Source organism: Desulfovibrio sp., from assembly GCA_016208105.1.
GTDB lineage: Bacteria > Desulfobacterota > Desulfovibrionia > Desulfovibrionales > Desulfovibrionaceae > Fundidesulfovibrio.
The window spans coordinates 333875-358186 of record JACQYS010000019.1; the positions used below are offsets into that span (position 1 = coordinate 333875).

Annotated in this window: 24 protein-coding genes; 18 read left to right on the forward strand and 6 right to left on the reverse strand. The window is 59.0% G+C overall.

The window, feature by feature from the left end; translation table 11 throughout:
• Positions 1-57 precede the first annotated feature (57 nt).
• From apgM to HY795_11440, 10 genes are all read left to right on the forward strand, one after another.
• On the forward strand, positions 58-1263 hold the full coding sequence (gene apgM, locus HY795_11395) for a 2,3-bisphosphoglycerate-independent phosphoglycerate mutase (GenBank protein ID MBI4805828.1): 1206 nt from the start codon (positions 58-60) through the stop codon (positions 1261-1263).
• Positions 1233-1688: an acyl-CoA thioesterase gene (locus HY795_11400; GenBank protein MBI4805829.1), complete on the forward strand. Its 456-nt coding sequence runs from the start codon at positions 1233-1235 to the stop codon at positions 1686-1688. Before apgM ends, HY795_11400 begins: the two co-directional genes overlap by 31 nt.
• Positions 1685-2476 carry an amidohydrolase family protein gene (locus tag HY795_11405; protein ID MBI4805830.1) on the forward strand — a complete coding sequence of 264 codons (792 nt, stop codon included), beginning with the start codon at positions 1685-1687 and terminating at the stop codon, positions 2474-2476. Before HY795_11400 ends, HY795_11405 begins: the two co-directional genes overlap by 4 nt.
• Positions 2477-2630: 154 nt before the next feature.
• Positions 2631-2849: a ferrous iron transport protein A gene (locus HY795_11410; protein ID MBI4805831.1), complete on the forward strand. Its 219-nt coding sequence runs from the start codon at positions 2631-2633 to the stop codon at positions 2847-2849.
• An 18-nt stretch (positions 2850-2867) separates the two neighbouring features.
• Positions 2868-3056: a hypothetical protein gene (locus tag HY795_11415; GenBank protein ID MBI4805832.1), complete on the forward strand. Its 189-nt coding sequence runs from the start codon at positions 2868-2870 to the stop codon at positions 3054-3056.
• Positions 3057-3106: 50 nt separating this feature from the next.
• Positions 3107-3355: a ferrous iron transport protein A gene (locus HY795_11420; GenBank protein MBI4805833.1), complete on the forward strand. Its 249-nt coding sequence runs from the start codon at positions 3107-3109 to the stop codon at positions 3353-3355.
• Between the two features lie 59 nt (positions 3356-3414).
• Positions 3415-5718 (forward strand): ferrous iron transport protein B, encoded by a 2304-nt coding sequence (gene feoB / locus HY795_11425; GenBank protein ID MBI4805834.1) that lies wholly within the window; start codon positions 3415-3417, stop codon positions 5716-5718.
• 437 nt (positions 5719-6155) lie between these two features.
• A complete protein-coding gene (locus HY795_11430; protein MBI4805835.1) occupies positions 6156-6791 on the forward strand; it encodes an RNA polymerase sigma factor in 636 nt (211 codons plus the stop codon).
• Complete coding sequence (locus tag HY795_11435; GenBank protein MBI4805836.1) at positions 6788-7087, forward strand: hypothetical protein; 300 nt, start codon at positions 6788-6790, stop codon at positions 7085-7087. Before HY795_11430 ends, HY795_11435 begins: the two co-directional genes overlap by 4 nt.
• A gap of 8 nt (positions 7088-7095) precedes the next feature.
• Positions 7096-7551, forward strand: a complete 456-nt coding sequence (locus HY795_11440) for a hypothetical protein (GenBank protein ID MBI4805837.1) — start codon at positions 7096-7098, stop codon at positions 7549-7551.
• A gap of 122 nt (positions 7552-7673) precedes the next feature.
• On the opposite strand, the gene HY795_11445 is transcribed toward HY795_11440, so the two are convergent.
• The 3 genes from HY795_11445 to HY795_11455 form a co-directional block, all read right to left on the reverse strand.
• Positions 7674-8120 (reverse strand): transcriptional repressor, encoded by a 447-nt coding sequence (locus tag HY795_11445; GenBank protein MBI4805838.1) that lies wholly within the window; start codon positions 8118-8120, stop codon positions 7674-7676.
• 106 nt (positions 8121-8226) lie between these two features.
• A complete protein-coding gene (locus tag HY795_11450; protein ID MBI4805839.1) occupies positions 8227-8754 on the reverse strand; it encodes a cyclic nucleotide-binding domain-containing protein in 528 nt (175 codons plus the stop codon).
• Positions 8720-11260, reverse strand: a complete 2541-nt coding sequence (locus HY795_11455) for an ABC transporter ATP-binding protein/permease (protein ID MBI4805840.1) — start codon at positions 11258-11260, stop codon at positions 8720-8722. Before HY795_11455 ends, HY795_11450 begins: the two co-directional genes overlap by 35 nt.
• Positions 11261-11602: 342 nt before the next feature.
• Here HY795_11455 and HY795_11460 point away from each other — a divergent pair, with 342 nt between their 5' ends.
• The 3 genes from HY795_11460 to HY795_11470 all read left to right on the forward strand — a co-directional run bounded on the left by HY795_11460 (position 11603) and on the right by HY795_11470 (position 15400).
• Positions 11603-12436 carry a GGDEF domain-containing protein gene (locus tag HY795_11460; GenBank protein MBI4805841.1) on the forward strand — a complete coding sequence of 278 codons (834 nt, stop codon included), beginning with the start codon at positions 11603-11605 and terminating at the stop codon, positions 12434-12436.
• 67 nt (positions 12437-12503) lie between these two features.
• Positions 12504-13982, forward strand: coding sequence for a histidine kinase (locus HY795_11465; protein MBI4805842.1), 1479 nt, complete (start codon positions 12504-12506; stop codon positions 13980-13982).
• Positions 13973-15400 carry a sigma-54-dependent Fis family transcriptional regulator gene (locus HY795_11470; GenBank protein MBI4805843.1) on the forward strand — a complete coding sequence of 476 codons (1428 nt, stop codon included), beginning with the start codon at positions 13973-13975 and terminating at the stop codon, positions 15398-15400. The genes HY795_11465 and HY795_11470 overlap by 10 nt, the downstream gene beginning before the upstream one ends.
• Positions 15401-15542: 142 nt before the next feature.
• Here HY795_11470 and HY795_11475 read toward each other — a convergent pair whose 3' ends face one another.
• From HY795_11475 to HY795_11485, 3 genes are all read right to left on the reverse strand, one after another.
• Positions 15543-17588, reverse strand: a complete 2046-nt coding sequence (locus HY795_11475) for a PAS domain-containing protein (GenBank protein ID MBI4805844.1) — start codon at positions 17586-17588, stop codon at positions 15543-15545.
• 12 nt (positions 17589-17600) lie between these two features.
• Complete coding sequence (locus tag HY795_11480) at positions 17601-18062, reverse strand: cytochrome C (GenBank protein MBI4805845.1); 462 nt, start codon at positions 18060-18062, stop codon at positions 17601-17603.
• A 327-nt stretch (positions 18063-18389) separates the two neighbouring features.
• Positions 18390-18878: a hypothetical protein gene (locus HY795_11485; protein MBI4805846.1), complete on the reverse strand. Its 489-nt coding sequence runs from the start codon at positions 18876-18878 to the stop codon at positions 18390-18392.
• Between the two features lie 145 nt (positions 18879-19023).
• Between HY795_11485 and HY795_11490 the strand changes: the two genes are divergently transcribed.
• From HY795_11490 to HY795_11510, 5 genes are all read left to right on the forward strand, one after another.
• Positions 19024-19632: a GyrI-like domain-containing protein gene (locus tag HY795_11490; protein ID MBI4805847.1), complete on the forward strand. Its 609-nt coding sequence runs from the start codon at positions 19024-19026 to the stop codon at positions 19630-19632.
• A gap of 210 nt (positions 19633-19842) precedes the next feature.
• Positions 19843-20262, forward strand: a complete 420-nt coding sequence (locus tag HY795_11495; protein MBI4805848.1) for a response regulator — start codon at positions 19843-19845, stop codon at positions 20260-20262.
• 72 nt (positions 20263-20334) lie between these two features.
• Positions 20335-21588 carry a sulfite exporter TauE/SafE family protein gene (locus tag HY795_11500; GenBank protein MBI4805849.1) on the forward strand — a complete coding sequence of 418 codons (1254 nt, stop codon included), beginning with the start codon at positions 20335-20337 and terminating at the stop codon, positions 21586-21588.
• Positions 21589-21591: 3 nt separating this feature from the next.
• Positions 21592-22344 carry a hypothetical protein gene (locus HY795_11505; protein MBI4805850.1) on the forward strand — a complete coding sequence of 251 codons (753 nt, stop codon included), beginning with the start codon at positions 21592-21594 and terminating at the stop codon, positions 22342-22344.
• Positions 22345-22826: 482 nt separating this feature from the next.
• Positions 22827-23936, forward strand: coding sequence for an NADH:flavin oxidoreductase/NADH oxidase (locus tag HY795_11510; protein ID MBI4805851.1), 1110 nt, complete (start codon positions 22827-22829; stop codon positions 23934-23936).
• Positions 23937-24312 lie beyond the last annotated feature (376 nt).

Sequence of the window (24312 nt, forward strand, 5' to 3'; positions counted from 1 at the left end):
TGGGGTTTTGACAATTTCCCCAAAAAGAGCCACCACCCACTGCCTGGGAGACACCGCATGCGACGCAAATTTCTCTTTCTGGTTGCCGACGGCATGGGCGGCTGGCCCGGCGAGTTGGACGCAGCCACAGCCATGGAGGCAGCCAACACCCCCGAGATGGACGCCATGGCCCGTGAAGGCACCGTGGGGCTGGCACGTACGATCCCCCCGGGCATGCCCCCCGGCTCGGACGTTGCCAACATGGCCCTCCTGGGTTTCGATCCGACCAAGCACCATACCGGGCGTGGGCCCATCGAAGCCGCTGCCCAGGGTCTTAACTTGGCCGAGGACGACCTTGTCTGGCGCTGCAACCTGGTCACAGTCACCCGGTACGCTTCTGACGGCACCATGCTCGACTACTCGTCCGGGCATATAACAACCGAAGCGTCGCGCCCCCTTGTCGAAGCCTTGGACGCCTACTGCGCCAAATGCTCCGACGATTTCGCCCCGTTCCGTTTTTTCACAGGCGTTCAGTACCGCCATCTGCTGGTACAGCGCGGCGCGGCCTCCCTGCCCGAGGCCGGGCTTCCCATCAGCCCGCCGCACGACATAACCGACCGCCCCATTGCCCAGGATATTGAGGCCTACCGCTCATCGCCGCTGCTCTGGAGCCTCACGCGCTGCGCGGCCCGCTTTCTGGAAAGCCCGGCCAACACCACCAAAGCCAACGCCATCTGGCCCTGGGGCCAGGGCAAGGCACTTAGTCTGCCAGGTTTCGAAAACGCCTTTGGGCTCAGGGGCGCGGTGATCTCCGCGGTAGACCTCATAAAGGGGCTGGGGCGCGCGGCCGGCATGACCGTTATCGACGTGGAAGGAGCCACCGGGCTTCTGGACACCAACTATGAAGGCAAGGTCCAGGCCGCCATCGACTTCCTCAAAGATGGCGACTTCGCCTTCGTCCACCTGGAAGGCCCGGACGAATGCGGCCACGGCGGCGACGCGCAAGGCAAGGCGGAAGCCCTGGCCCGGTTCGATTCCAGGGTGGTCGCTCCCTTAAAGCAAGCCTTTCCGGACGCGGTGTTTCTTGTCACCTGCGACCACCTGACACCGGTGGCCAAGCGAACCCACGTGGACGATCCTGTACCCTTCGTGCTTTTCGGCCGGGGCATCGCCGCCAACGGGGCCCTTTCTTTCAGCGAGGCGCAGGCCCAGGCCACCGGCCTGTCCCTTGAACAAGGTCATCTGCTGCTCGGATGGGCGCTCAAACAGGCGGGCTTTCAGTGATTCGCCCGGGCGAACAATTCCCGGAATACGACACCTGGTTCGAGCTGTTCGTATCCTATGGCGAAACGGACGCCATGGGCGTGGTGTACTACGGCAACTACCCCCACTGGTTCGAGCGGGCGCGCGGCCAGTTTTTGCGACAGCGAGGCCTGTCCTATGCTGAAGTGGAACGCCGGGGGATCATGCTTCCGGTGCGGGAACTGGGGGTGCGGTACCTGGCCCCAGCGCGCTACGATGACAAGATCCTGGTTCACGCCGGCATAAGCCAGTGGGGCCGGGCCTCGGTAACCTTCGTCTACCAGGTGTTCGGACCGCCGGAGGGCACGAAGCTCCTCTGCCTGGGAAGCACCCAGCACGCCTGCGTGGACGCTTCAGGACGGCCAACCGCCGTGCCGGCCTGGCTCAAGGAAATCTGCCAACAGTGACGCTTGATATCCACACACACGCCTTCCACCCCAAGATCGCCGCAAAGGTCCTTGCCCAGTTGGAAGCCCACTACGGAATTTCGCCCCTTGGCTCAGGCTTGGTGGACGATTTGCTCTTCAGGCTTGATGCCGCCGGAATCGACCGCGCCGCGGTGCACGCCGCCGCCACAGCCCCGGCCCAAGTCATCCCGGCCAACAACTGGGCCATTGAGCTGGCTAGGACTCAACCGAGAATCATCCCATTCGGCACAATCCATCCCGGCTTCCCGGACTTCGAACCGGAACTGGACCGGCTGGAACGGGCGGGCATCAAGGGAATCAAGATCCATGCCGATTTCCAGGGTTTCAGGCTGGACGATCCGGCCCTTTTCCCGGTGCTTGAGGCCATCCGTGGCCGCTTCGTGACCCTGTTCCACGTGGGCGACCGCCTCCCCCCCGCCAAGAACCCCTCATGCCCGGCGAAGCTGGCCGCCATCCACCGGAACTTCCCGGGGCTCACCATCGTGGCCGCGCACCTGGGCGGCTATCTGCATTGGTCCGAAGCCCTTGATCACCTGGCTGGCCTGGACATCTACCTGGATACATCGTCCAGCCTTCCTTTCATCGAGAATGGCCATCTCCTGGCCATACTGGACCGGCACCCCGCCGAGAGGGTGCTTTTCGGCAGCGACTACCCTTTGTTCGATCCTGGAGTTGAGCTCAGAAGGCTCATTTCGCGCCTGGACCTTTCCAGCGAGCGTTTGGAACTGATGCTCACCTCAGGGCACGCTCTTTTTGACCCGGCCTGACCCCAGACAGTGTCGCCAAGCCCCACCCCGGAACAGACTGGACATCTCACCCTACTGAATCCCGGTACATCGTTCGACTTTCTTTCAGTCACGCGTTGACATTGATTATCAATTGCATTATCTAGGGCTCGTGACACGCAAAAAAGGCAAAACCATGATCCCTCTGAACCAGTGCCCGCGCGGGAGCAAAGTGAAGATCGTCACGCTCTGCGAGGACACACGTTGTCGCTGCCGCCTGTGCGCCATGGGTCTTACGCCCGGGGTGGAGGCAGAGGTATGCGAGGGGGGAGAATGCTGCCGTCTGAACGTTCGCGGCAGCGTGGTGTGCCTTGGGGCCGGCCTGGCCGGTCACGTCATGGTTACGCCAGTCTGATTCAAGGAGTGCCTTCCAATGCTTGAGAAAATTGTCGTGGCCGCCCTGGTGGTCCTGGCCGGAATCTATCTGACTCGCCGTTTTCTTCGTAAAGGCGCTTCCCCATGCGGCTGTTCTTCATCAGGTTGCTCCAGCTCCAGTTGCTGCGGAGGTGGCCAGGGTGAAATCAAGCCCATGCACGAATGCGGTTGCAGCCGGAAACAGTAAGCTTTTTTTAATCCTTCCAATTGATAATGAATATCAACATCGGAGACGGAATGCCTACGCCACGCTCGATTCGCCACCTCAAGGTCGGCGAGAAGGCTCAAATCGACCGTATAACTGCTGAGGGAGAACTTGGCCGGCGCATCAGGGACATGGGGTTGGTGCCAGGTGCGGAAGTTGAGGTTGTGGGCAGGGCCCCCCTCAAGGACCCCGTGGCCATTCGCCTGAAAGGATTCACCTTGTCCTTGCGCAACAACGAAGCTGACTTCATTTTGATATCGCCTCCGGAGGCCCAGTCGTGACCCATCTCGATACCCACAAGACAATCGAAGCCAAACCCGGCAAAACCAGCAAGGACGTTATTAGTTCCTACACCGTGGCCCTGGCCGGGAACCCAAACTCCGGAAAATCCACGCTTTTTAACGCCCTCACCGGCGCCCGGGCCCATGTGGGCAACTATCCCGGCATAACCGTGGAGAAAAAGGTCGGCCAGGTTCGCGCAGGGGACGCCATGCTCGAAGTGGTGGACCTTCCCGGAACGTATTCCCTCACCGCCTATTCCGCTGAAGAGCTTGTCGCGCGAGACTTCCTGGTGGACGAACGCCCCCAGGCCGTTGTGGACGTGGTTAACGCTGGTGCCTTGGAGCGCAACCTCTACTTGGCCGTACAGCTTCTGGAACTCGGCTGTCCGGTGGTGCTGGGCCTCAATATGATGGACGAGGCCCGCAAGATGGGCCTTAGGGTCGACTCCAAACGCCTGAGTAAGCTCTTGGGCTGCCCCGTGGTGGAACTGGTAGCCCGGGTGGGCATGGGTGTTGGCGAACTCGGCCGGGCAGCCGCCGGACTCGCCGCCGAGCGTCAGGGGAGCTGGAAACCCATGGACATCTCCTATGGCCCGGACCTTGATCCGGCCCTGGCCGAGATGACCACCAAGATCATGAGCAAGTCGCTGCTTACGGCCCGTTACCCCGCTCGCTGGGTCGCCCTCAAATACCTGGAGGGCGACGACCAGGTGAAGGAACAGGGACGCCTCGCCGATCCCGAGCTTGCCTCCTGGCTCGAGGCCAGGGCGCAGGAAGTGGCTGACCATCTCCGCGCCACCTTGGGCACCTACCCTGAAGCCGTGGTGGCCGACTACCGCTATGGCTTCATTGCCTCCATTCTCAAGGGAGGCGTGGTCACCCGGGACGACCTGGGCGAGCGTATCGCCGTGTCGGACAAGATAGATCTTGTCCTCACCCACAAATTGCTCGGCCCCATCCTCATGCTCGGGGTCTTGTACTTAGTATACCAGATCACATTCACATTGGGGAAATTCCCCATGGAGTGGCTCCAGGCTTTCTTCGCCTGGGGTGGCAAGGCCGTGGAGGCCGGGCTTCCGGACGGCCTGTTGCGGTCGCTCCTGGTGGACGGCATCATCGCTGGCGTGGGCGGCGTCATGGGGTTCGTGCCCCTGGTCATGCTGATCTTTCTGCTCATCGCCTTCCTGGAGGACTCCGGCTACATGGCCCGCATCGCCTACATGCTGGACCGGGTCTTCCGTATCTTTGGATTGCACGGCTGCTCGGTGATGCCCTTCATCATCTCCGGAGGCATCGCCGGTGGTTGCGCCGTGCCCGGGGTCATGGCCAGCCGGACGCTCAGAAGCCCCAAAGAGCGCATAGCAACCATACTCACAGCCCCGTTCATGACCTGCGGCGCCAAGCTGCCGGTGTTTATCCTATTAACGAGCGTATTCTTCCCGGAAAAACAAGCCCAGGCCATGTTCGCCATGACGCTTCTGGGCTGGGCCATGGCTTTGTGCGTCTCCTGGCTGGTGCGCTCCACCGTGGTGAAGGGTGAATCAACCCCCTTTGTCATGGAGCTGCCCCCGTACCGGCTCCCCACCTGGAGGGGCCTTGGCATCCACACCTGGGAGCGGACCTGGCAGTACATCAAAAAGGCCGGTTCCATGATCCTGGCCGTGTCCATCGTGGTCTGGGCGGCCATGACCTTCCCCGGCCCGTCCGAAGACAAAACCGCCGCTTTCGAAGCGCAGAAGGCAGAAATCACCGCCAAGATCGAAGCTCTCGAAGCGGCCGAAGCCAAACCGGAGGCCCCCGCTTCCGAACCTGAGCCGGATGCGGCCAAGGACGGCAACACCAAGCAAGAGATGGCCGGAGACCCGGAAAAGACAGCCACGCCCAGCGCGGAGGCCGATGAGAACTCGCTTGAGGCGCTCAAGGCCAAACTGGAGGATCTGAACAAAGCCCAGGCCGCCGGCGCCCTGGCATCGTCCCTGGCCGGCAGGATGGGAATTGCCCTGGAGCCGGTGTCCAAATGGGCCGGATTCGACTGGCGCACCAACATCGCCCTGGTGGGCGGTTTCGCGGCCAAGGAAGTCATCATTTCCACCCTGGGCACTGCGTACTCACTTGGCAAGGTGGACAAGGAAGACACCGCGCCCCTGGCCGAGATGCTCTCCGCCGAAGGGCTCAGCATCTCCGCTGGCCTGGCGCTCATGGTGTTCATCCTGCTCTACTCGCCGTGTTTCCCCACAGTTGTGGCCATAGGCAAGGAGACAGGCTCCTGGAAATGGTCGGCTTTCGCCATAACCTTCAACACCGTTCTCGCCTTCCTGCTGGCCTCTGCCATCTTCCAGGCCGGCACAAAACTGTTCCACTAGGAACCATACAGCCCCCTCCCACCCCACCTGACAGCCCGGCCGTGCCGGGCTGTCCGCGTTTTCAGCCAGTTCCGGGAGATTTCGAGAGCAGCGTAACCACATGGCGTACCCACGTCTCTAGAGGGTGTAGCCCAAAAAACGGATGGCGCGAACTGCCAGCGTTTTCTGTCCCGAATCGCCCAGGGTGGATGAGCCAGTTAGAGCGGTAACCATGTTCGGGACACATGCAAACCCCGGCTTTGGGTAAAGGAAACACCTTTCGAAGTTCCGGCTTATTCAAACCGGAACCAGACATTGGCGGAAAAGATGAACTCGGATATGTTTACAGGAGAGAATTTGCTGTGCATTCCATGGCGCACGCCGTACCCTTCGGCTTTGTCGGAGGCAACGCAGGCGGCGTAGTACGCAGGCAGCCGTCTGGGGGAGGGGAGTCCCCCATGATTGGCGTAAAAAGCATGAACCAGAGCAAGCGAGCGCAAAGCAAAGACGCCGAGGACGACGCCAAGACCATAAGGAAGGTTCTGGACGGCGACACGCAGGCCTTTTCGGTACTGGTCAAGCGCCATCAGGACTACCTGTTCGCCCTGCTTCGCCGGCACTTGCCCGTGTCGGAGGTGGCTGAAGCGGCCCAGGACTCCTTTGTGAAGGCTTTCGAGAAGCTTCACCAACTGCGCGTCCCGGAGTCTTTCCGAGCCTGGCTGTCGTCACTGGCGCTTAGAAGGGCCATTCGCTATTGGCGCGACGTGTCCGGCAGGCGTGAGGTCTCCATGGACATCGGCGGCCAGGACGACCACGATTGGCTGGAAGCCTTCATGTCCGAGGACTCCTGGCACCGCCACGACGAACTCGTCCGCAAGCGCGAGGCCAGCTCCGTGGTTACCTGGCTGCTCGGGCACGTGAAACCGGAAGACCGCATTGCGCTTGGTCTCTTTTACGCCGGGGATCACGAGATAACGGAAATCGCTGAAATGCTCGGCTGGAGCGTGGAGAAAGTGAAGGTTCGCTTGCACCGGGCTCGCAAGCTCATGGCCAAGGTCATGCAGGACGAATCTCGTCGAGGGGGAGAGTTATGAACGAGGACAAGGTATACCAAAAGCTGGACAGGCTGCTCTCGGGGGTATTTGCTCCCCTGGAAGGCGCGGCCGCACCGGGATTCGAGGCCCGGGTCATGGCCAGGATAATGGAAACGCGGCGCGAGCAGTCGTTCTGGGACTTTCTGCGCGAGGCGGCCAGCCCCATTCTCGTCTCCGGCTGGGCCACTGCCGCGCTGCTGGCTTTCGTGGCCTTGAAAGGCCTGGGGGAAAGCAGGGACATTGCCCTCGCCGCCCTCGTTAACGGCGATGCTGTGTCGCGCTGGCTTGTACTGTAGGAGGAGGCATGACCAGGAGCAAAGGATGGCTCATCGCCATTGCCATTTTTCTCACCGGAGCCGTGGTGGGCGCACTGGGGCTGGATGCCTGGCGCATGCTGCGCGGGGGACCGTTCGGCAAGGTTGAACGCCTGGGCCCGGCCGGCTTCATCATGGAGCATCTTAGCCGGGAGCTGGGGCTCACCCCCGAGCAACAGTCAAAGATTCGCCCAGTTGTCGATGAGATGGTCGTCAAGATGGATGAGACCCGCAAACCGTGCATCCAGGAAGATGAAATCCTGTTCGAGCAATACCAATCGAGGATTCATGGAATGCTCCTGCCTGAGCAGGCCAAACGGCACGACGATCTCCTCGAACGCTTACGGAAATTCCGCAAATTCGGCCCTCCCCCAGGGCCACCGCCAGTACCGCCCTCGCTGTTCGGCCCTCCCCCAGGGCCGCCACCGGGACCGCCTTCGAACTAAGTCTCCTCCCCTGCGGGCCTTTCCCAGGGAGGCTCGCAAACGAAAGGCCTCACGTGTCCATGCGTGGGGCCTTTTTGGCGTTCAGACGCCGAATCTGTAAGGAAAACGGGTCGCAGGAAGACTCAGGCCGCGCTTCTGCCTTTCTTGCGGCAGGTTGGGCAGATTCCGTAGAGGTACATTTTGTGGCGGGTCAATTTGAATCCATGCCGGTTGGCGACTTCCTCCTGGAGCTTCTCGATGGTCTCGTCCAGGACTTCCACGTTCTTTCCGCAATGCTCGCAGATAAGGTGGTCGTGGTGGTCGTTGCCGTGCTGGCGCTCATAGCGGGTCACTCCGTCGCCAAAATCGACTTCCTTTGCGATGCCTGCCCCTGAGAGAAGCTTGAGCGTCCGGTAGACGGTAGCTTGACCGATGGTCTTGTAACTTGACTTGACCTTCTCGTAGAGTTCCTCGGAAGTGACATGTCCCTCCTGTCCGAGAAAGACATCCAGAATGTGCCGTCTCTGCGGAGTCATCTTGAGCCGCTGTTGGGCTACATAGTCGGCGAAGAGGACGTGGGCGTCTTGCATCAAGGGCTCCCGCGCAATTTTTAGGCACGTATCCGGGAAGGTGCCGGGTGTCAAACAGCTCCTCGACGGATGCACTTGCCGGCGTTGGAGCAGAAAATCCAGGACGCTAGAACAGCGTCAGGCCGAAATCCTGACCCAGTGCCGCGAATTCGGAGGGATGGCGGGTCACAAACCGTTCCTCCCAGGCCAAAAGATGCTCGGCCAGGGATTGAAGCAATGCCGGCTCCACCTGCTGGAAGCGCTGCACGGTTTTTAAGTATTTCTCCCTGCTAAGCATCATCACCGCAGTCTGCTCCACGGCGCGCACCGAGTAGAGGCTCCTGCCGCCAAGGATGAGAGCCAGGCCGCCGAAGGAATCCCCCTTGCCGAGGTCCTTAACCCTTACTGCGGCGCCATCGACTTGGCGCGAGACTTCTGCCCGTCCGCAGGTCAGATAGTAAAACGATTCGGCGTGCTCCCCCTGGCGGACCAGATAGTCCCCAGGCAGGAAGGTTTCGGCCCGGCAAAGGTAGGCCAGGACCTTGCACACATCCAGCGGCACCCTGGAGAACAGGGGCAGGCCGCGCATGATGTCCAGAAAATCGCTGTAACCGCAGGCGCTATCCGCCGATTTTTGGTCCGTGGACGAGCTCATAGAGCATCCCCTTCCTGTCCATAAGCTCCTGGTAGGAGCCTGTTTCAACTATTTGTCCGGCCTTCATGACCGCGATTTTGTCGTAGCCCTTAATGGTATCCAGGCGGTGGATCACGGCGATCACCGTAGACTTGCCCTTCCACTTTGAGTCCAAAAGATTCTGGATGCGGGTCTGGGAGGCGTTGTCCAATGCCGCCGTGGCCTCGTCCAGCAAAAGAAGGGGCGGTTCCTTGAGAAACGCCCTGGCCAGGGCGACCTTCTGGCGCTGCCCTCCGGAGAGCCTGTCTCCCTGGGTCCCCACCTGGAAATCGAGCCCAAGTTCCACCATGCGCTCCAGCATATCCTCTTTGATGAGCAGCATGATGATGGTCTTGTTCACCGTATCCAAGACCTTGGAGCTTTCGCTCTTGAGTTTTCCGAAAAGGATGTTGTCCAGAATGGTCTGGGAGTGGATGTAGTTGTCCCGGCGATAGAACGTGATCTTGTCCGGGGCTTTGGAGGTTATATGCGCCATGAACGAAGCCCTGCCCGAGAGCAGCATGCGTTCGGACACGGCCGGAAGAGCGGCAAGGGTATGAATACCAGGAGTGAAGCGCAAAGCGAGGTTGAGAAGCATTCCGCGTTCGTCCTCGGACAGATCCCCCACCCCGGAGCGGTCCAGACGCTCGGCCAGTTGGGAGTATGCTTCGAATTCCTCCAAGAACATCGGGCTCTGCTCGAAGAAGGAGGCGTCCGCTCCTGGGACGTTCTTCAATATGTCCACGGTCTGGATCGTCAATTCGCGTCCCAGTTCCAAAAGCATCAGGGTGAGACCTGTTTCCTTCAAGAATGCGAGGAACTCTGGGTTTCTGGGCAGGTTCTCCGGCAGGTAGGAATCATCGTTGGGGTTGCCGAAAACCAGGTTGGCTGCAACGGAAGAATACTGCAGGTAGCGGCCCTCATCGAAGAACTCCACCTTGTTCTTGAGTTCTTCGCCCTGCTCTTCGTAGTAGGCCTCCCTGATGGCGATGAGCTTCTCCACCAGGTGTTCCTTTTTGCCCTTGCGGAACACCGTGTTCAGCCCGAACCGCAGGACATCCAGGAACAGGCCAACCTGCTGGATGACTTCGATGAGCCGGTCCAGACTCGGTTCGTTCTGAGTAGGGTCGACCCCCTTGTCCACGTTTCGCGAGTTGACCGAGTAAAGCAGATTCTCCTTGATTGACCCCTCGAAAATGAAGGGCTGCTGGGGCACGAAACCCATGTTTTCGGCAAGATCGGACTTGGCCATGTCCGCGATCTCATGCCCGGCCAGCCGGCACTGGCCCGACGAATACTTGTATATCTGGGCGATGCACAGGGCCAGGGTGGATTTTCCCGACCCGGAGAATCCCACCAGGGCCAGATGCTCGCCCGGCTCCACGGACACTGACACACCCTTCAAGAGCTTGATGCCGCCCTGGGCCTCCATGACCAGATCCTTCACGTCGATCTTGCCCGGCAAGGTGAGCGGTGCGCGCTGTTCGGCAGGCTCCAGGGTGAACTCGCAGTCCTCAGCGAAATACTCCATCACCCGGTTGTAGCTCACGGTTGCGTCCTGCCAGGACTGGTAGAAATCCATGAGCTCCTTCCAAGGGTCGTAGAGCTTCTCATTGGCCGAGAGAAAGGCCACCAGGGCGCCAAGGTCGAAACGCCCGTTGATGGCCAACCAGCCTCCCACCAGAAAGAGCACGAACGGCCCGAGGGACTGGAAAAAATTGTTGGAGTTCTTGATGCCGAACTTCCACAGATTCCATCGGACACGGACCTTGAACTGCTTGTCCGTAACATCCCCGAAGCGGTTGTTCTCATGGCGGAATGAGGCGTTCCCATGGATTTCATGGATGCCGGAAACGGTCTCCCCGATCATGGTGGACATCTTGCGGCCAATGTCCACCCGCTCCCGGTTGGCCGCGTTGGAACGCTTCTGCATCATGGGCACGAAGATGAGCGCCAGGGGGTAGAGGATCATGGACAGTCCGGCCATGAGGGGATTCAAGTAAAAAAGGTACCCGGCAAAGGCCAGAAGCGTCAGGATGTTTGTAACCGGCACAGCTATGGCCTGGCCGATGAAGTCCCCGGCATTGGCCACTTCGGTGACCAGGGAGGACACGATCATGCCCGGGCTGGCCTTGCGGAAAAAATTGATGGGGAGAGTGAGGATGTGCGCGTAGAGTTTCTTGCGCATCTCAGCCAGGGCTTCCTGCCCAATGTAGGTCTGTAGCGCGTTGATGGCGAACTTGAGAGCCGATCCTGAGACCACGGCGGCCAGATAATAACCGCAATACAAAAGCAGAAGGTTTACCTTCTGCTCGCCGATAGCTTCATTGATTATCTTCTTCTGCATCTCCAGGGGCAGAACCCTGATGGACACCGTGACCACGATGACCAAGAGCAGAATCAGTTGGAGCTTCAGATTGCTGGTAAGCACCCATGAAAACAGAGAGCGCTGGTACAGCTTGTCGGGAAGCTTCGGGTTTAAGCGCATGGCGGGGCCTTCCATCCTTGTTTGTCCCGTGATGCCCCGAAAATGGCCTGTTGGCAACCGCCGGAGACATAATCTTCTGTATTTCGCTTAAATACCAAGGTTATGGCGCTCCAACGACTGCGGAGCAGACTGTACACTCCACTGCGGGCATTTACCTTCACCAAACATTCACAGCGGTTAGACCTATAGAAAAACGCTGGAACAACCAGGGGATTGATAACACCCAGCTCCTCTCAGTCGCTGCGTCATGGCCGGAACGCACTTCAAGCACCAGCCGTGACATGGCGAACTCCATCCTGTAGAGTTGGGTGCAACCTTGTTCTCTCCAGGCCGGAGGCCTACATGCCGAAAGTCGCCCTGCCCAGGCTGCGGACGTGGTGGTCCGACAGAATCATCTCCATGCGCCGCGACAAGAGCCGCACGGCGTTCATGGGCATCCTCTACCTGGTGGGCATCGGCTGGCTGGATTACGCGACAGGCTATGAGATCAACCTTACCGTGGTCTACGTCACGCCCCTCATCATGCTCACCGTTGCCGGAGGCTGGCGCGTCGGGGTGTTTACGGCCATTGCCTGTGCGATCACCACCGAAGGGGCGGACTACCTGGCAGGCAGGCGCTTCGACCAGGACATCTACCACGTCTACAGCATGGCCTCCCACTGTTTGTCGTATCTGTCCTTTCTTCTGCTCATAACCCAGCTTCTCATGCTCTATGACAGGGAACACGACTTAGCCGGGCTGGACCCTCTGACCGGGCTTAAGAATCGTCACGGCTTTCTCGCCAGGGCTGAAGACGTGCTCAGCGATTGCGTAAGGCGAAAAAAAACGGCCACTATGCTTGTGGTGAACGTAGGCAATCTCCGCAAGATCAACTCGGCCCATGGGCACGACAAGGCCGACGCCCTGATCTTAAGTTCGGCGAACGTGTTGCGCGAACTGTTCCCCCACGCCGTGCTGGCGAGACTTGGAGCGGACAGGTTCGCGGCGCTTATCGCTGGTGAGAGTTCCCCAGATGGGGCGGACATGCTGAACACGGCCCTGGAGCGAGCGGCGCAACAGCTTGAGGTGGTCGTTAATCCCCGCCAAGCTTCAACGGCCCTTTCCCCGTTGCACCGCACCCCGGACGAAATAGCGGCCCAAATGGACACCCTGCAGGATGGGGTCAGAAAGCTCTAATCCGCGACGAACGCTGTCGGCGCCACCCGCCGCTTGACTTCCGCCCCTCCCCCTGCAACATCGCCCCATGCGGCTCCACGTCTCCCTGCGTCTTCGTATCTATCTCGTTCTTGGGCTTCTCATGGCCGTCACCGTGGGAGGCGGTTCCTTCATGCTCTGGTATGGCACCAGAATCCAGACGTTCTTCTCCGGGCTCTTCGAACGGCAAGTCTACGCAGTGGACGCCGCCATGCGGATGGAGAGCGCTTTGGCAGCTCAACGCGGTTTTCTCACCTACTATTCGCTCGACTTCGACGCCACCTGGCTCAAACGGCTCTCTGAACAGCAGAGTTCATTTGAACACGAACTTGCAAAAGTGAGGGCCTTCACTGACGAAGACTCCGCCCGGAAACTTTTGAACGACATAGAATCGGGTTTTTTGCGCCTCACTGTGGAACGTGAACGCGTGGTAGAATTGATCGATGCCGGCGATAAGACCGGTGCGGCCGCGATACAGGCCGGCGCACGCAAACGCTTCGACATGCTTCTCACCCAATGCGAACTGTTTTTGGATTCCTTGCGCTCGGATCTCGAACGCAACAGGGAGGAGGGCATCGGGAGAATGCGTCTGGTCAATGCCATGGCTTCTGTCTTCCTGCCATCCTGTCTGGTGCTGGGCATGATTTTGACTCTTGTTCTCTCCCGCCAGATACTTGGGCCCATCCGCCGCCTGGCCAGGGGGGAAGACGACTTGGTCGGTCCGGACGAAGTGGCCGCCCTGGAAAACCGCATGCACGGGCTCTTGGAGCGCGCGGTTCAGGCCCGGTCGAAACTGGAAAAAAGCCAGGCCACGCTCATGGCTGCCGAGCGGCTGGCAACCGTGGGAAAGATGGCGGCTGGCGTGGCCCATTCCATCCGAAACCCCCTCACCTCAGTGAAAATGCGTCTGTTCTCCCTGCAGCGATCGCTTGAGCTCTCCGAAAACCAGCACGAAGACTTCGAGGTCATCTCCCAGGAAATCAAACATTTGGACCTCATCATCCAGAACTTTCTTGAATACGCCAAGCCGCCCAAGCTCTCGCTTACAAGGGTGAGCCCCTCGGACGTGACCGACTCGGCCCTCAATCTGCTCAAACTCCGTCTTGATTCACAGCGGGTCCGGGTCAGCGTGGAGCGTGAAGCGCCCCTTCGTTCCATTCTCATCGACCCGGAGCAGCTCAAAGAGGTGTTGGTGAACCTCATTTCCAACTCCATGGAGGCCATGGACGGACCAGGCAGAATCACCATTACCGAGAGCGAAGGGTTCATCGAACCTCTGGGCCGGGTTGCCGTGCTCTCCGTTTCGGACTCCGGCCTTGGTGTGCCCGAACCTGAGCGCGAACGGGTGTTCGAACCCTTCCATACCACAAAAGAGGAGGGCACGGGTCTTGGTCTGCCAATCGCACGCCGCATAGTCACCGAACATGGTGGAACACTTACCCTTACACAGGCCAAGGGCGGCGGGGCAAAATTCACCATCACCCTCCCCTTCGACGCTGAAGCGCAAGGAGGGGCACGGTGGCAGTAGTCCTCATCGTGGATGACGACCCTGGGCTGAGGATGAGCTTTGCCAAGATCATCGGTCAGGAAGGACATCAAGCCCTCACCGCCGCCTCGGGCGAAGAAGGCATCGAGCGCTTAAAAGCCGACAGACCAGACCTGGTGGTCATGGATGTCCGGATGCCCGGAATGACCGGGATCGAAGCCCTGACCCGTATGAAAATCCACGATCCGTCCACTCCGGTGATCATCATGACCGCCTACGGGGCCACTGACACGGCCATAGAAGCCGTAAACAAGGGAGCCTTCGACTATATTCTAAAGCCCTTCGATATCCCGGAAATGCTTGGGCTCATAACCCAGGCTCTGGATGCTTCACAACTCGCCAAGGGCGCGAAACAGCCATCCGTTCCCGATACGGCGTCACAGGTGTCCCTCGTTGGCCAGAGTCGGGCCATGCGTGAAATCTACAAGCAGCTTGGCCGAGTGGCCGCCACTGACGCCACGGTATTGGTGCAGGGGGAATCCGGAACCGGGAAGGAACTGGCTGCCCGCGCTCTCTGGAGCTATTCAGAGCGAAAGGGAAAGCCCTTCGTGGTAGTCAATTGCGTGGCCATCCCGGAATCACTTCTTGAGAGCGAGCTTTTCGGGCATGAGAAAGGTGCTTTCACTGGCGCCACGCACCGCCGGGCCGGCAAAATAGAACAGGCCCAGGGCGGCACGATCTTCCTGGACGAAATCGGCGACATGCCCCTGTCCATCCAGGCAAAGTTATTGCGACTTCTCCAGGAAAAACAGATCGAACGTCTGGGCGGCTCAGGCCCCATCCCGGTGGATGTGCGAATCATCGCGGCCACCAACCGTGACCTCGAAGAAGCCATGGCCCAAGGGCGCTTCCGGGAAGATCTCTACTACCGTCTTCAAGTGGTGCGAATCGTTCTGCCTCCGCTACGCGAGCGCAAGGAAGACATCCCGCAACTGGCTGTGCATTTCCTTGGCTGTCACGCAAAGTCCATGTCCTCGCAAAACCCCGGCATTACCCAGGATGGCCTTGCCGCCCTTGCCGCTCACGACTGGCCCGGGAACGTTCGCGAACTCTCCAATGTGTTGCAAAAGACGCTCATCTTCAGCCGCGGACTAGCCATAAGCTCCGTGGCAGTCCGCGCCACCATCGCCGGAAGAAGCCCAGAGCCCGTCCCGGATATCAAAGAAGCCCTTAGTGAATACGTGTCTCAAGCTGTAGCGGCCGGCGGCCCGGACCTCTTCGCACAGGTGACGGACCGATTCGCGGCACAGGTGATTGCCGAAGCTCTGCGGGTCACCGGAGGAAACCGTTCCCAGACCGCCAAGCTCCTTGGTCTGTCTCGCCCTACGCTTTTGGCCAAGATGGAGAAGCTCGGTCTGGTGGTGAAAGCCAGCGTGAAGATCGGGGATGTTCTGCCCTAAGCCTGCCCTGTCCCTGCTCCCACGCAAAGGCTTGGACGTGAGCCTCAACGTTTGCAGCAGGTTTTCATAACCCAGGCCGCACCGAAAAAAAGAGAGGGCATGTGCCCTCTCTCTTCTCTTTGCCTGTGTGCAAACGACCGGGTTACGTCAGACTCTTCGGGCCTGAACCCTCTGCCAGGGTCATGCTCCCGATAACTTCCCGGAGCTCAGAGGCCACACTGGCCACTTCCTTGGAGGTCTCCGCCAGCTCGTTCATAGCCTGAGCGGTTTCTCCGGCGATGGTATTCACGTCGTCCACGCTGTGGTTGATCTCTTCCGAGGCGGCGGACTGCTGTTCGGCGGCCGTGGCGATGGAACGGATCATGTCTGCGGTCTGCACCGACACCCCCACGATCTCCCGGAGCGCCTCCCCGGCGTTCTTCACCAGTTCCGCGCCCTGTTCAACGCTCTTGTCCGCTTCGTCCATAAGGCTGATATTGAGTTTCGCCCCTTCCTGAATTCCGCTCACAGCGGAATGGACCTCTTGGGTGGCCTGCATGGTCTTCTCGGCCAGTTTGCGAACCTCGTCGGCCACAACCGCAAAGCCCCGGCCAGCCTCGCCCGCGCGGGCAGCCTCAATGGCGGCATTCAGGGCCAGCAGGTTGGTCTGGTCCGCTATGTCGTTTATTATGTTCAATATACGCCCGACGCCTATGGCCTGTTCGCCGAGATCATGCAGACTCTCGGACATCTTCATGGTCTGATTGCGCACGTTCATGATGGCCGTGATGGAATCCGCAGCGACCTTCTGTCCGTCCACTGCCCGCTGCTTCGCGTTTTCCGCATTGGTCGAAGCATCGGAAGCGTTCCGCGCCACTTCCAGAACCGAGGCGTTCATCTCCTCCACCGCGGCAGCGGTCTCTTGAATGCGGCTGCGCTGGTGGTTGGTTCCCTGTGTGGTTAGGCTGATCCTCTCCAGCAAGTGTTCCGAGGCTCCGGCCAAATGGTGGGCTATGCCGTCCGCACGTTCGGCCGCCTGCGCGATGACGGCGTTCTGTGCCTCGATCTGCTTATGCTGTTCGCGTATCTCGGTGATGTCGTTCCAGAAGGTCACGGACCCCATCAGATTGCCGTCCATATCGAAGAACGGCGTTGCCGAAACCGCCACGAAGCGGTGCTTGCCCGTGTCGGTGATAACCTCCCGTTCTGCGCTGAGTGCCTGCTCGAGAACGATGGCCTTTTCGGACATGGTCTCCCGATTGTCGTCTTTCCAAATGAACATCCCGGAGGTGAGCCCCAGGTGGGTGGAGGGGTCGCCACGCTTTTCCAGAAGCTCGCAAATGTGATTATTGAGCCAGATGATCTTCTTGTCGGCGCCAAGTATAAGGCAGGGAGTGGGAATGCCGTTCAGCACTCCCTCGGAAAAGCCGAGTTTGTCCTTCAATTGTACCACCATCTTGCCGATATCGCCCGCCAATGTAGCCAATTCATCCTGCCCGGCCACATCGAAGCTGACATTGTAATCCCCCTCGATAACCTGCTCTGAGGCATGTGCCAGAGTTTTTATCTTCCGTATGAGCATGACGCGCACGGCCCAGACAGAGATGCCGATGAGCACGGCCACCCCGGCCAAGCCCATGCCCATCGAGGTGAAGAGCTGGGAGCGCATGGCCCCCCAAGCGCCGGACACGTCTGAAAGCAGGATCATCTGGCCAATGATGGGCTCGGACTCGCCGTGACAATGGTAGCACTTCTTCTGGTTAGGAATGGAGATCACACGGGCCAGTATCTTTTTCCCCCCCATATCCAGAAAGACCGACTCCCGTATGTTTTCCTTGAGCCCCCGCTGGTGGAGTTTGACCAGTTCGTCGTTGCCCGCGACGGAGGAATACTCCTTGCGAACGGTCCCGGTGTCGGTACTGTAGGTCACGTTCCCGGTGTAGGAGGTCATGTAGGCCGTCAGGTCTTTAAACTTGGTACCTATGGCGGCGAACTCGGCGATGGTGGATTTGTTGTCGCCCACCACCATCGGCTTTTCTATGCCCATATAGGCCAGGTCCGCCTCGGTTTCCGCAGTGTGCCTGATCTGGTCGGACATCATCCTCTGAACGCCGATCCCCTCAAAAAGCATGATCACGGAAATGACCGCCAGAGAGATCAAGGCGATGACCAGGGTCATCTTCGCATTGATGGAGCGGGAAATGTTCATGTCTTGGCCCCCCTAGTGCGCGCCGGAGAAGATGAGAGGTTTGAACCTGAAGTCTTCGATGCGTTCGGGGTTGTGGCATGTGGCGCACGTCTGGGTGGACGGGCGGCGGGTGATCTGCTTGGGGTCGCCGGACTCGGCGTGGGCACTCCCGGGGCCGTGGCAGGTTTCGCACCCCACGTCAGCGAGATTCGGGGTGGTTTCCTTGCTGGTGAAGCCGCCTTTCTTGCCGTACCCGGTGGTATGGCACTCATAACACTTCTTGAGTTCTTGTTCCTTGAGTTTGGGCTTCATAACAGCGATGGAATCCCATGCATGCGCCTTTTTTGAATACTTCGCAAAGTTTGCGTACTGTTGCTCATGGCATTGAGCGCAGGACTTCGAACCAACGTAAGAATATTCGTCCTTGGCGCTAACCGGAATAGACCCAAAGCAGATTAATACCACAAAGGCGTACAACAGGATGCTTTTTCCCATTATAATATCCTCCTACGCTGTTTGCCCGGCCTCACATTGCGGTCGCGCCCAGATATTGTCAAGCTATCCACATAAGTTAGTATTGATAATAGTTGTTTAGCAAACTCCGACAAGAAGGGCGTCGCTCCTCATTTCCCACATCTGGGATTGCGAAACTGCCAGCAACTTGCCACACAAATGCGGGAAACACGCAAATGTTGCAGCCTTGGCTTCACAGAAGATTGAATGGGCAATTAGGTGAATCTAAATAGAGCGCTACTAGAGAAACACGGAGCTCCCGGCTTGCAGAGGACCAGATTCTGTCAATTTTTCTCGACATTTGGCTACCTATGGAGAAACGTCAGGCTGCTTAACAACAGACTGTTCGACATGTCCTAGAACTGTGGTGACGGATTTCTGTGGGATCAGCAGGTTTGCCGATGTGAGCGACAACCCCAGTGACCTCCCGGCGAGTTTTACGATCATGGCCTGGGCCGCCAAGGGGAAATCCTTGGTCCCAGGGCTCAGGCGAATTGTGGTGGTCCCGATCCGCCTTCTTAGTCCGGCAATTTCGCGTCGCAGTGCCTGATCCACCAGCCATGTGCCGAAATAGTCGAGTACATACCCTGAAAACGCCTGCCCGGAGGTGAACATATCCCGCGCGCGCTCCTCAAGGCTCGGGCCGATGGTAGCAGCCAGGATCCATACCGAACCACACCCTTCCAAGCGCGTCATGAGGTGGGAACTGGCTCTTGCATGCGGTTCGAAGCATTCGATGAACGCCTCCCTGTCCAGACTTTCGCAAAACGTCGCCGGATGAGCCAGTTCCAGCGCCAAGTTCCACGCTCCGGCGGCCAGGGCGGCTTCGGGACTGCCGGGGTGTAAGCGCAAACGCTTAATCAGTCTGAGATATGCTCCGGACTTTTCTTGCATGCCCAAGGCAGGTATTGGCTTTGGACACTCTTGGCAACCTGGAGGGGAAATGGCCACCGAAAAGATTGACCTGTTCGCCTTGAACAAAGCCGAATACGCAGCCACGCGCACACCCAAGCTTGTCACTGTTGATACTGCCTGGTTCCTGAGCATCGAGGGATCCGGACACCCACGTGAGCCTCTGTTCCAGCAGTCCGTTCAGGCCCTTTACTCCGTTGCCTACACTCTCAAAATGCAGAGCAAAAAAAACGGGCGCGACTATGTAATCAGCAAACTCGAAGGATTGTGGCATCTGGACCCCGGCTACTTCGACTTTGCTTCAGCTCCCCAATCAGCCTGGAACTGGACCCTCCTGCTGCGCACTCCGGACTTCATTGGAGAGAACGACCTGGACCGGGTTCAAGCCGAGCTTCTGGCCAAAGGCAAATCGCAGTTGGTAAAAAGGGTCGGTGTCATGGGCTTTGAGGAAGGCCAGTGTGTGCAGATGCTGCATGTCGGCCCCTATGACAAGGAAGACTCAACTCTCGAAATCATGCACGCCTTCATCGAAAAGAAACAACTCACCGTGGTTGGCCGACATCACGAAATTTACCTCTCCGATCCAAGCCGGACAGCGTCGGACAAGCTTCGGACCATTATCCGCCTCCCTGTTATCTGATTGCCAGCCCGTATGAACCATTCCCGGGGCTTTCATTTCAAAATAGCTTAAAAGGCCACCTGAACGAATGCTCCGGAAACATAAAGTTTTACTAAGTGTAAAGAAAATGGACATCCAAGCGGCCAGCCAAATAGCTGGCCGTTTTTTTTGTATTTCAATTCAGGCAATTAGGAACTGACTCTCTGGCACACCCTTTGCCTAAGGCCTGTTATGGCAACCGCCGCAACAGCTTCCTTCACTGTGATCCTGGCCAATCGCAACCGGCACATCCGGGAGCTTCTGGCCAGAGAGTTCTCGCGAGAGGGAATAAGTGTGAAAAGTTGCGGACTGGGACGTGAAGCCACGAATTTGGCAGCTTCCGGAGCGGACATTCTGGTGGTGGATTCCGAACTGCCGGACATGGACCCTTTAAGCGTCATCCGCCAGGCCCGCTTGGCAAGACCTGTGCTCCCAGTGGCCGTGCACGCGCATGAAATTGAGGAAGCATCAGCCTGTTTGACAGAACCCATGGTTTTCTTCGTACCAAAGAGTGAGGATCCTTCGATTCTGGTGGAAGCGGTACGAGGGATGCTTGAACAGGGAATAGCCGGATCGCCGGACGGCCGGAATCCGGAGCAGAGGCAAGGGTGAGGAGTGTGGCCCGCGCTGTTGGGGTGAAACCGCGAGGGGTGAAACTTTTTTCGGGAACGGAGGTGTAACCGGATGCGATTCTTCAGAGACGTGTACGAATTCATGATGGAAGGGGCGAGGGCCCATGCCAGGTGGGACTACGAAGTCTCCATGAGCATCATCAAGAACCGCAAGAAAGTCTTGATGCTTCTGGTGCTGGCCCTGCCCATCCTGGGCTTCAGCCTTGTCGAGGCGGCGGACGTTATCGGCGGCAAGACTGCCTACATGCCGTCCTACTACAACACCACGATTTTTCTGGCCTCCATCGGCGTCGGCCTGGCTGCCGGCCTGATCACGGGCTGCATCGGCGCGGGCGGCGGCTTCATCATCACCCCGGCCCTCATGGCCGCCGGCGTGAAAGGCATCCTGGCCGTTGGCACGGACCTGTTCCACATCTTTGCCAAAGCCATCATGGGCACGGCTGTGCACAAGAAGCTGGGCAACGTGAGCGTGAAACTGGCCATGGGCTTCTTGCTGGGTTCCGGCTTCGGCGCTGTTGCGGGCGGCTACCTGAACAAGGCTCTCTACGACGCCGATCCGCTCATGTCCGAACTTTTCATTTCCTCCATCTACGCGGTGCTGCTCGGCTTCCTGGGCTTCTACGGCGCCTACGACTTCCTGAAGTCGCGTAAGGGTGAGGAAGGCGGCGACTCCCACGGCGGTCCCGCCGGCGGTGGCGTGCCCCCTCTGGCCAAGAAGGTCCAGGCCCTGAAGATTCCCCCGATGATCACCTTCGACGAGGACTTTGTCCCCGGCGGCCGCCAGCTCTCCATGTGGGTCCTGGCCTCCGGCGGCTTCATCGTGGGCGCTCTGGCCTCCATCATGGGCGTGGGCGGCGGTTTCATCACCTTCCCCATGTTCGTGTACGTGTTCGGTGTCTCCTCCATGACCACGGTGGGCACGGACATCCTGCAGATCATCTTCACCGCCGGTTTCGCTGGCATCACCCAGTACGCGGTATACGGCTTCGTGTTCTACACCCTGGCCATGGGCATGCTCATCGGCTCGCTCTTGGGCATCCAGGTCGGCGCGCTGGTCACCAAGGTGGTCAAAGGCGTTCACATCCGCGGTTTCTACGCCCTGTCCATCATCTCCGGTTTCATCAACCGCGCCGCCACCCTGCCCAAGAAGCTCACTGAGCTCGGCTACCTTGGCTGGTCGCCCGAGTTGAACAACATGATCGAGTATGTGGGCAACATCGTTTTCTGGGTCAGCGTTGGTCTTTTCGGCGTGTGGGTGTTCGGAAAGTTCTTCGCCAACATCGGCATGCTGCGCGGGGAGGAATAAGACATGATGGTAGTCAACAAAGGCGCCTTCACCAAGGGTGCGCTGCTCATGGTGAGTTTCCTGGTGGTTTTCATGCTGATCATGTCGCCGCTGTTCGGCGGCAAGACCGGCCTTGAATTCTCTGACGACTTCTTCAACAGGCTGTCCAAGAACTCCTCGGATTACTTCGCGGAGGTCAATGCCGGGGTGGAGAAGCAAAAGGGCAAACAGCTGGCCGTCACCGCGACCATTGCCAAGCCCGATCCCAAGGACGAACCGGACCCGGCCAAGGCTCAGGCCACGGCCAACAAAAAGGCCCAGGACGTGGCCAAGGCCCTCACAACTGCTGGCGCGACCGTGGACGTGAAGGAAAACGTGCTCACCGTGAAGGGCGACTTGGGCGCCATGCTCTCCTTCGCCGCCACCAAGTCCAAGGAAGTGTTCATGGTTGTCGGCCCCGCTGCTGACAAACCCGAGAACAAGGCCAACCACAAGCTCCTGAAGGACCTGTGGAGCGGTTTCTCGGCCCTGGTGAAGCCCCTGCAAAAGGACGGCAAGGTGGCCGAGGCCAAAGCCCTGGATGCCGTGATGAAGAAGGCCATCGAACCCGGCTACAACTTCTACGGCATCGAAGGCGAACCGGTTTCAAAGAACATCTTCCTCTTGAGCTTCCTGCTGATCTTCTACGTTATCTATACCATGTGGTATGGCTACGCCATCTTCTACATGTTCGACGGCGTCGGCCTGTCCATGAAGAAGTCCAAGAAGAAGCACTAGAGTCTCTTAAACCCTATACCCCCCTAGAAGAGGCCGCCTACGGGCGGCCTCTCTCTTTTGAAGCGCTTCAGGGCAAACACTGGCCCGTTCCGAATGAATCCTGCCAGGGAACGCGTTCACGATATAACCGGGTCCATCCCCCTTTCACGCAGACAACAGCCCAGGACCATAGGGTAGTGGTTGCTCATCGTTATCCGCAGAGAAGTGCCGCACCGGTGGGGAAATCCAGTTTATGGCAGCTACACAGGTCCACCCACCGGGAAATATCTTTGTTTCCGTCACCCGCCCAACTGTTTGGAAATGACTCTCATACCCCAAGATATTGCATACTTCCTTCCAGAACAGCCCGCACATGCCTCTTGCGCTCCGCCCATAAGTTCGTGATAAGTGTTACTGGAACTAGCAACGATTCCTGGAGCAAACCCCGGCGTACCGCTTCGTCCTGTGGCAACCGTTACGTATTTCGGGAGAGAGGTATTTTCATGACGGCCCGAGACAAATTCGCCCCTTTCGAGGCTGGTCCGGCACTCCTTTCCCCCCTTGAAATTCGGGGAGTCACTGTCCGCAACCGCATCGGCGTATCCCCCATGTGTCAGTACTGCGCCACAGACGGCATGGCCGACGACTGGCATCTGGTCCACCTGGGAAGCAGGGCTGTTGGCGGGGCTGGCCTGGTTTTCGTGGAAGCGACTGCAGTATTGCCCGAGGGTCGCATCTCTCCCGGGGACATGGGGCTCTGGGACGACAAGCACATCGAACCCTTGGCCCGCATAGCCTCCTTCGTACGCCGCATGGGAGCCGTTCCCGCCATTCAGCTGGCTCACGCCGGGCGCAAGGCCAGCTGTCTGCCTCCCTGGCTGGGTGGCTCAAAGATTGTCACGCCTGACGAAGGCGGCTGGATAACCCAGGCCCCCTGTCCTATCCCCTTCGCCGAGGGGGACACGATACCCGAGCCCTTGGACGAGGCTGGAATCGCGAACGTGAAGGAGGCTTTCGTTGCCGCCGCGCGCCGCGCCGTGGCCGCCGGATTCGAAGTGGTGGAGTTGCATGCCGCTCACGGCTACCTGATGCACCAGTTCCTCTCACCCGTAAGCAACGTCCGCACGGACGCATACGGCGGTGAACTGGCCAACCGCATGCGCTTGCCGCTGGAAACCGCGGCCGCTATCCGAGCAGTGTTGCCAAACGATATGCCTCTGTTCACCAGGATATCCGCCACCGACTGGGTGGAGGGTGGATGGGACCTGAAGCAATCCATCATCTTTGCCAGGGAGTTGGCCAAAATCGGTATAGATCTCGTGGATGTCAGTACGGGCGGCCTGGTTCCCCACGCCTCGATTCCGGTGAAACCCGGCTTCCAGGTCCCCTTCGCTGCCGCCATCCGCCGAGAGGTCCATGTCATGACCAGCGCAGTGGGGCTCATCACTCAAGTCGATCAAGCCGAGTCCATCGTGGCTTCGGGCGAAGCCGACTTGGTGCTCCTGGGTCGCGAGATGCTAAGAGAACCCTACTGGTCAATCAAGGCGCAACAGGAGCTTGGGGGTGACCCATCCTGGCCGGTTCAATACGGATACGCCGTACAACGGCGCTAGTGTGGATTGTGGCTGTACAGGGTGACACTCCTTGTTCATCCCCAGCCGATTCCACGTTAACGACAACCCGGGATCAACGTGCCCGGCATTCCATGGAGCACAACGTGAAACAACTTATGCTGAGCACTCTTTGGGCTGTAACTGTCGCGGTTAATTCCGGGAGCACAAGCGTAAACGTAAGCGTTCCGGAATCGAGCTTCGCGACCCTTCTCTCAACCATCCAGTCTCTCGTCAGCACGACTCCAAACCTGTGGAGCCCGGACTTCCTCACCCAGCTTTTCCAGTATATTTAATTCTTCTTTTACACCTTGTTATCTCAAACAAGAATAGCCCTGGCCGTGTCCGGCCAGGGCTTTTGAGTCGATTGCGTCTTCCA

What these genes read in the sequence shown, in the direction of transcription:
- apgM (MBI4805828.1), top strand. Translation starts at nt 58, where the DNA reads ATGCGACGCAAATTTCTCTTTCTGGTTGCCGACGGCATGGGCGGCTGG.
- HY795_11415 (MBI4805832.1), top strand. Translation starts at nt 2,868, where the DNA reads ATGCTTGAGAAAATTGTCGTGGCCGCCCTGGTGGTCCTGGCCGGAATC.
- HY795_11400 (MBI4805829.1), top strand. Translation starts at nt 1,233, where the DNA reads ATGGGCGCTCAAACAGGCGGGCTTTCAGTGATTCGCCCGGGCGAACAA.
- HY795_11505 (MBI4805850.1), top strand. Translation starts at nt 21,592, where the DNA reads ATGATGGTAGTCAACAAAGGCGCCTTCACCAAGGGTGCGCTGCTCATG.
- HY795_11480 (MBI4805845.1), bottom strand. Translation starts at nt 18,062, where the DNA reads ATGGGAAAAAGCATCCTGTTGTACGCCTTTGTGGTATTAATCTGCTTT.
- HY795_11430 (MBI4805835.1), top strand. Translation starts at nt 6,156, where the DNA reads ATGATTGGCGTAAAAAGCATGAACCAGAGCAAGCGAGCGCAAAGCAAA.
- HY795_11445 (MBI4805838.1), bottom strand. Translation starts at nt 8,120, where the DNA reads ATGCAAGACGCCCACGTCCTCTTCGCCGACTATGTAGCCCAACAGCGG.
- HY795_11435 (MBI4805836.1), top strand. Translation starts at nt 6,788, where the DNA reads ATGAACGAGGACAAGGTATACCAAAAGCTGGACAGGCTGCTCTCGGGG.
- HY795_11460 (MBI4805841.1), top strand. Translation starts at nt 11,603, where the DNA reads ATGCCGAAAGTCGCCCTGCCCAGGCTGCGGACGTGGTGGTCCGACAGA.
- HY795_11475 (MBI4805844.1), bottom strand. Translation starts at nt 17,588, where the DNA reads ATGAACATTTCCCGCTCCATCAATGCGAAGATGACCCTGGTCATCGCC.
- HY795_11510 (MBI4805851.1), top strand. Translation starts at nt 22,827, where the DNA reads ATGACGGCCCGAGACAAATTCGCCCCTTTCGAGGCTGGTCCGGCACTC.
- HY795_11450 (MBI4805839.1), bottom strand. Translation starts at nt 8,754, where the DNA reads ATGAGCTCGTCCACGGACCAAAAATCGGCGGATAGCGCCTGCGGTTAC.
- HY795_11410 (MBI4805831.1), top strand. Translation starts at nt 2,631, where the DNA reads ATGATCCCTCTGAACCAGTGCCCGCGCGGGAGCAAAGTGAAGATCGTC.
- HY795_11495 (MBI4805848.1), top strand. Translation starts at nt 19,843, where the DNA reads ATGGCAACCGCCGCAACAGCTTCCTTCACTGTGATCCTGGCCAATCGC.
- HY795_11420 (MBI4805833.1), top strand. Translation starts at nt 3,107, where the DNA reads ATGCCTACGCCACGCTCGATTCGCCACCTCAAGGTCGGCGAGAAGGCT.
- HY795_11455 (MBI4805840.1), bottom strand. Translation starts at nt 11,260, where the DNA reads ATGCGCTTAAACCCGAAGCTTCCCGACAAGCTGTACCAGCGCTCTCTG.
- HY795_11440 (MBI4805837.1), top strand. Translation starts at nt 7,096, where the DNA reads ATGACCAGGAGCAAAGGATGGCTCATCGCCATTGCCATTTTTCTCACC.
- HY795_11500 (MBI4805849.1), top strand. Translation starts at nt 20,335, where the DNA reads ATGCGATTCTTCAGAGACGTGTACGAATTCATGATGGAAGGGGCGAGG.
- HY795_11490 (MBI4805847.1), top strand. Translation starts at nt 19,024, where the DNA reads ATGGCCACCGAAAAGATTGACCTGTTCGCCTTGAACAAAGCCGAATAC.
- HY795_11465 (MBI4805842.1), top strand. Translation starts at nt 12,504, where the DNA reads ATGCGGCTCCACGTCTCCCTGCGTCTTCGTATCTATCTCGTTCTTGGG.